Consider the following 5,911-nt stretch of genomic DNA (forward strand, 5'->3'; position numbering starts at 1 on the left):
ACTTCGGAAATGACAACCGAAGTCAAAGAGCGGACTTCAAGTTGTCATTCCTCCACTGCCCTACGCTCGTGAGCATAGGCGCTTGCGCTTTTCTTGTTTCCCTTTAACCCATAATACTTGAGCTATGACCTGGATGAAGTTTAGCAGTTGGATCAATATATGCTTTTGCATGATTTACTGCAATCGGTGCTTCTCCAAATCCACAAGCAATTAATTTTGCTTTTCCATCATAGGTACATATGTCACCAGCAGCATAAATTCCTTCTACGTTTGTTTCCATTCTGGAATTTACGACAATGGAATTCTTCTCTATTTCTAAGCCCCATTCTTTAATTGGACCAAGATTGGAGATAAATCCAAAGTTTACAATTAATGTATCGATATCTATCGTTTCGGTATTTTGGCCGTCTTTTTCTTGAATCTCAACGGAAGTTATTTTATTGCCATTTCCATGGAGTTTTGTAATGACATATGGGGTTTTAATCTTAATTTTTTCTGAATTCTCCAATTGTTCCACACTATGCTCATGGGCACGGAACTTGTTTCTGCGGTGGATGATCATAATTTCCTCAGCAATATCCTCAAGCATCAACGTCCAATCAACAGCAGAATCACCTCCGCCAGATAGTAACACTCGATCTCCTGCAAACTTATTTAGATCGCTTACAAAGTAATGAAGGTTTTTCCCCTCATATTGTGCAGCTCCATCCACTTCCAGTTTCCGTGGTTGGAACGCTCCAACACCAGCAGTAATGATCACTGTTTTAGAATAATGGGTTTCTTTATTTGTTTTGAGTGAGAAAATATTATCTTCGCCCTTTTCCACTTCTTCTACTGATTGTTCCAAAACAACAGTTGGGTTAAACTGGTTTGCTTGCTCCACTAAACTGTCAACTAATTCCTGTGCCCGTACTTTTGGAAAGCCTGCGATATCATAAATATATTTTTCAGGATATAGTGCTGATAACTGACCTCCAAGCTGAGGCATTGCTTCTATAATTTTTACTTTCGCCTGCCTCATTCCACCATAAAACGCAGTGAAAATCCCAACAGGACCTCCCCCAATAATGGTTATGTCAAATACATCTCTTTCTGTAGACAAACCACACACCTCCAGTCATAATTTTGACAATGTCACAAGTTTTATTATAAATGTAAAATGATTTTATGCAAAGGGAAGTATAGAATTTCTTAATAAATAATGGGAAAATTCTTAAATTTCTAATATTAATACAGTATTAAAGGTTAAATACTTAGAAAATACGGGTATATATATTAACGAAACCAGTTGTTAGATAATATACTAGTAAAAAGTTCGAAAAATCGTCAAAAAGAGGTTGAAAATTTTGCAGGATACCCATATGATGGGATAGGAGATAAAATATTATTCTCTATGGGAATGGTGATTATTCAAAAAGTTATCTAATTTTTTTTCAGATTGATTTTTTCTGCTATAATACGTGAATTATATCACAAACTTTCATTCGGGTAGCTTGGAAAAAAACACATGGGTGACATTTTGTAAAGTAGGGGAAAATGGAGAATAAGAAAGATATAAAATTGGAGTGAGAAGCATGCATAAAAAGCCAAAAATTTTAATTTTGGGTGCTGGCTACGGGGGAATGATGACTGCATCACGACTATTAAAGTCAAGCGTATACCAAGATGCAGAAATTACTTTAGTCAACAAGCACAATTATCATTATCAAACAACATGGTTACATGAACCTGCAGCAGGAACTTTACACCACGATCGAACTAGAATGAGAATAGACAGTGTTATTGATATGAATAAAATTAATTTTATAAAAGATGAAGTTAAGGAAATTAAGACTGACGAAAAAAAGGTAATTCTTGAAAGTGGCGAGTTAGATTACGACTATTTAGTCATTGGTTTAGGATCTGAACCAGAAACATTTGGCATTCCAGGGGTGGAGGAGCATGCGTTCGCTATTCGCAGTGTTAACTCCGTTCGACTTATCCGCGAACACATTGAGTATATGTTTGCAAACTACAACAATGAAGTGGAAAAGCATGATGAATATTTACGGTTTATCGTAGCAGGAGCAGGATTTACTGGTATTGAATTTGTTGGAGAATTGTCTGAACGAATTCCAGAACTATGTGAAGAATATGATATTGACAGAGATAAAGTTAGAGTGTATTCCGTAGAAGCAGCACCTACCGCATTACCTGGTTTTGATGAAGAACTTGTTAATTATGCCATGAACCTTCTTGAAAGTCGTGGAGTGGAATTTAGAATAAATACACCAATTAAAGAGGTTAAAGAAGATGGTGTACTTTTAAATGATGGTGAAGAAATAAAAGCAAGTACAGTAGTCTGGACTACAGGTGTCAAAGGGAATTCGGTTTTAGATAAATCTGGATTTGAAACCATGCGCGGAAGAATTAAAGTGGAAAAGGATCTACGTGCTCCAGGGTTTGACAATGTATTTGTCATTGGAGACTGTGCATTAATTATTAATGAAGAAATAAATCGACCTTATCCTCCAACAGCTCAAATAGCGATTCAACAGGCGTATACATGTTCAAACAATATTAAGGCACTACTTTCTGGAAGTGAAAAGTTAGAACATTTTACTCCAGACATTAAAGGAACTGTTGCATCGTTAGGCGGGAAAGAGGCAATAGGATTAGTTGGAACAAAAAAACTTTATGGGCAGTCTGCTTCAGCTGTAAAGAAAATGATTGATAACCGATATCTTTTCTTATTGGGCGGTATGCCATTAGTTCTTAAAAAAGGAAAACTAAACATCTTCTAAACCATAATAAAATACAATAAAGAAAGTTTCATTAGGTTAGCTACTTAACACTAATGAAACTTTCTTTTTTAAAATGGTAAGAATTTATAAGTTTTGGCACATTACCAGTTATAATATACATCAAGTTTCGAACCATTTGCTAAACGTCTTAACCTTAGGGCATTGTCTAGCTGAATCGCCTACTCGCATGGGAACTGAAAAAGTGGTGCTTTTCCACTTTTACAGTCCCTAAGCAATGAGCGTAGCCGTCGCAATCTTTAAAAAGCTTGATAGGAGTGGTTTTCTCCTATCAGGCGAGCGACGAGCGCAGCCATTGCCATACAAAAGGAACTGAAAAAGTGGTTTTAAACTTTTTCAGTTTCTTCATATTCGCTGCGGGGCGCTTCGGAAGTGACAACTGAAGTCAAAGAGCGGACTTCTAGTTGTCATTCCTCCAGTGCCATACGCTCGTGATATCAGGCGATTCCGCTTTTCTTATTGTCTAGCTGAATCGCCTACTCGCTGCGGGGCACTTCGGAAGTGACAACTGAAGTCAAAGAGCTGACTTCAAGTTGTCATTCCTCCACTGCCCTACGCTCGTGTTCATAGGCGATTCCGCTTTTCTTATAAACTTCAGCACTTTTCCGCGAAAAAGATGTAAGTTTTTTTAACATGAAGGTAATAAAAGATAACAGGGTATGACTACGCTTACATGGTTTGATTAGCGATTTTTTGACGCTTTTCAAAATGAGATAAAATTGATATATTATCAGAAACTTCAGAAAACAATCAAAAAGGAGGAGTCATTGATGGCTCTAAGAAAAGGGAAATTAAAGTCAGGAGAATGCCCTTATTGTACAGGAAAAGGTTATTTCCAATTATTATTGGGTGGGTCTGAAACATGTCATAATTGCCATGGGACAGGACAAAAAAATAAATAATATCTCGGAAGAATACTTTTTAAATCCCTATTTGAATACAAATAGGGATTTTCCTATGAACATTCGATGTATATTATTGACTGGGAACATGTAATTGGAGTAAACTTAATTTTGATCTCATGGGGGTGAAAACCATACTATGTTAAGTTTACCGCAACTTATCATTGCCATTGTATTATATCTAGTTCTTTTCTTTGGAATTGGTTTTATTCTGAACATGCTACTTCGTTCCACGTGGACGATGGCTGTTATTTATCCAATAGTTATTTTTTTTATTGTGGACAAGTCAGGTCTTTTATCTTATTTCATAAGACCAGGAGAAGCATTTCCAGATTTATTTTATCAACTGATTACATTAAAAACAGCTGACGTCATCATATTAACTGCTGGAATGATCGGAGCTGTCCTTTCAGGTATAGCCAATCGGATGTTGAGAGATCGTGGATATCAAATGTTTTAAATTTTAAATTGGGCACAAAACGGGTTTTTTATACCGTTTTGTGTTTTTTTTCTTAGACGGAACAACTAACACAATAAGTTAGTTGTTCTCTCTCCATCTCTTTTCAATGTTGATTAAATATGCATTTGGGTCTCTCTTAAATCTTCTCTGTTTAGTATGTTCAGAAATTCGTTTCGTCCATGTGGACGATTCTTGTTGATAGCGATCATATGGTACATTTTGTATTGCTTGTAATGCACAGCTTTCCTGTTTGGTGTTGTCGGCAAATACAATATTTTCTCCATGTCTTATGATGTAACGGTTCCATGTTCTACTACCTGTAATCCGTCGGTGTTTCTGCTTGGTTCTTCTAAAAAACAATTCTAAATCATTGTTTGTTCTTGGAATAAGAGTGTTATCATAACAGGCAAACAATCCCTTCCAGAACCCTTTACTGTAATTTAATAAGTTCTCTAAAAACGGTCTGTCACACTCATTCTTCAAACTAGATTTAATCTGATTAAGGTAATGTCCTAACCTTTTTTCCACCCAGTTACTTGTTTTATTATCAGAAGGCTCCATAATTGTAGCGATTCTCTGAAATCTGGTATACCAACGACAAACAAGCTCATAATCTTGTTGAAAATCTTCAAAATGACTGATTATTCTGATAAGCATTTCAAGTAGAGTAGTCCCCTTTTTTATCTCGACATTTTTCCATCGAGGTCTTTATAGCTTTTGAACGTTCATATACTCTCATTCCAGGTAAGTCAAAGGGAGGCTTTCCATCATCAAGAAGTACAGAACGAATAGCTGCGATATAGTCCTCAGCTATTTCTGCTTCATGTGTCTTGGTGCCCATTTGATCTATTTTTCGTTCTACTGCACGTATACCACGTAGCTTCTTTTTAATATTTGTTTTTAATTTGCGGTCTTTCTCAACCAATGGTTTGGCAATATCCTTAAAGTAATGGAACTGGCAGTATTGATAAGGAATAGTAGGAGCTAATTTTTCGATAGCTAATCGAATAGATTGTTGTCCGTCACTTACAAATGCCTGGATCGGAAATCCCCAATCCATTACAGGCTTAATTAACTCCATTAACTCTGTTGAGGCACTACTTTTAAGATTTTTCGCTGCTAAGACTGTACCACTTAGAACTTCGCGGATGACATATAATGTTTCATTTCCTTTCTCTGGCTGTACGCCATCAATGGAAAGAATAATCCCACCATGTTCTTTTACAACGTGATTTAAAATACCTTCGGCATTTTCTTTAGCATTTGCACGAAGTAATAATGCATATCTCTCATATAATTTCTGAACTTGCCTGTCAGAGATTTTTACTTGTTTTTCGTTTAATATCTCCATAATTTCTGTTCGGGTTTTATGTTCTTGAAATCTCAAATATCCAATATTGGCAATGACATCCATACCATACGTAATATGTTTCATACTTATATGTTCAGCTTGTGCCGACCGATAGGTCGTATCATTTGAACATGTTTCGTTATCACACCGATAACCCAAGTTAATAACTTTAACTTCACCCTCTAAGGTTGAAATTGTTTTTCTCCATACAGGATGGCAATAAACTAATTTCTCACTACACTTAGGACAGTGAGTTATTTCAGGCTTATAGTATTTAGAATCTTTAGCTTCTAGTCGATTTTTTGTACGCATAAATAAACACCAACTCTTATCTTTTATAAGTCTATTATAACCCATAAATTCATTTGGTGTTATTTATTCCACCCAAGTTTTTTTT

The 5,911-nt window shown here is 35.9% G+C and carries 6 protein-coding genes; 3 read left to right on the forward strand and 3 right to left on the reverse strand.

All coding sequences use genetic code 11. The annotated features are described in order from the left end of the window. Nucleotides 1-103: 103 nt before the first annotated feature. Nucleotides 104-1,102, reverse strand: coding sequence for an NAD(P)/FAD-dependent oxidoreductase (locus KS419_RS11665; protein WP_217066582.1), 999 nt, complete (start codon nucleotides 1,100-1,102; stop codon nucleotides 104-106). A 472-nt stretch (nucleotides 1,103-1,574) separates the two neighbouring features. On the opposite strand from KS419_RS11665, the gene KS419_RS11670 reads away from it, so the two are divergent. The 3 genes from KS419_RS11670 (at nucleotide 1,575) to KS419_RS11680 (ending at nucleotide 4,163) form a co-directional block, all read left to right on the forward strand. Further along, a complete protein-coding gene (locus tag KS419_RS11670; RefSeq protein WP_217066583.1) occupies nucleotides 1,575-2,783 on the forward strand; it encodes an NAD(P)/FAD-dependent oxidoreductase in 1,209 nt (402 codons plus the stop codon). A 788-nt stretch (nucleotides 2,784-3,571) separates the two neighbouring features. Continuing rightward, the gene (locus tag KS419_RS11675; RefSeq protein ID WP_217066584.1) at nucleotides 3,572-3,703 is read left to right on the forward strand and encodes a YuiA family protein; all 132 of its coding nucleotides are present in this window, start codon (nucleotides 3,572-3,574) and stop codon (nucleotides 3,701-3,703) included. 139 nt (nucleotides 3,704-3,842) lie between these two features. After that, nucleotides 3,843-4,163: a YuiB family protein gene (locus KS419_RS11680; RefSeq protein WP_217066585.1), complete on the forward strand. Its 321-nt coding sequence runs from the start codon at nucleotides 3,843-3,845 to the stop codon at nucleotides 4,161-4,163. Between the two features lie 78 nt (nucleotides 4,164-4,241). On the opposite strand, the gene KS419_RS11685 is transcribed toward KS419_RS11680, so the two are convergent. Both KS419_RS11685 and KS419_RS11690 read right to left on the reverse strand, forming a co-directional pair. Beyond that, on the reverse strand, nucleotides 4,242-4,820 hold the full coding sequence (locus tag KS419_RS11685; RefSeq protein WP_217064922.1) for a hypothetical protein: 579 nt from the start codon (nucleotides 4,818-4,820) through the stop codon (nucleotides 4,242-4,244). A 1-nt stretch (nucleotide 4,821) separates the two neighbouring features. Then, a complete protein-coding gene (locus KS419_RS11690; RefSeq protein WP_217064921.1) occupies nucleotides 4,822-5,826 on the reverse strand; it encodes a transposase in 1,005 nt (334 codons plus the stop codon). Nucleotides 5,827-5,911 lie beyond the last annotated feature (85 nt).

The sequence above is a fragment of the Evansella tamaricis genome, assembly GCF_019042215.1.
GTDB classification, from domain to species: domain Bacteria; phylum Bacillota; class Bacilli; order Bacillales; family Salisediminibacteriaceae; genus Evansella; species Evansella tamaricis.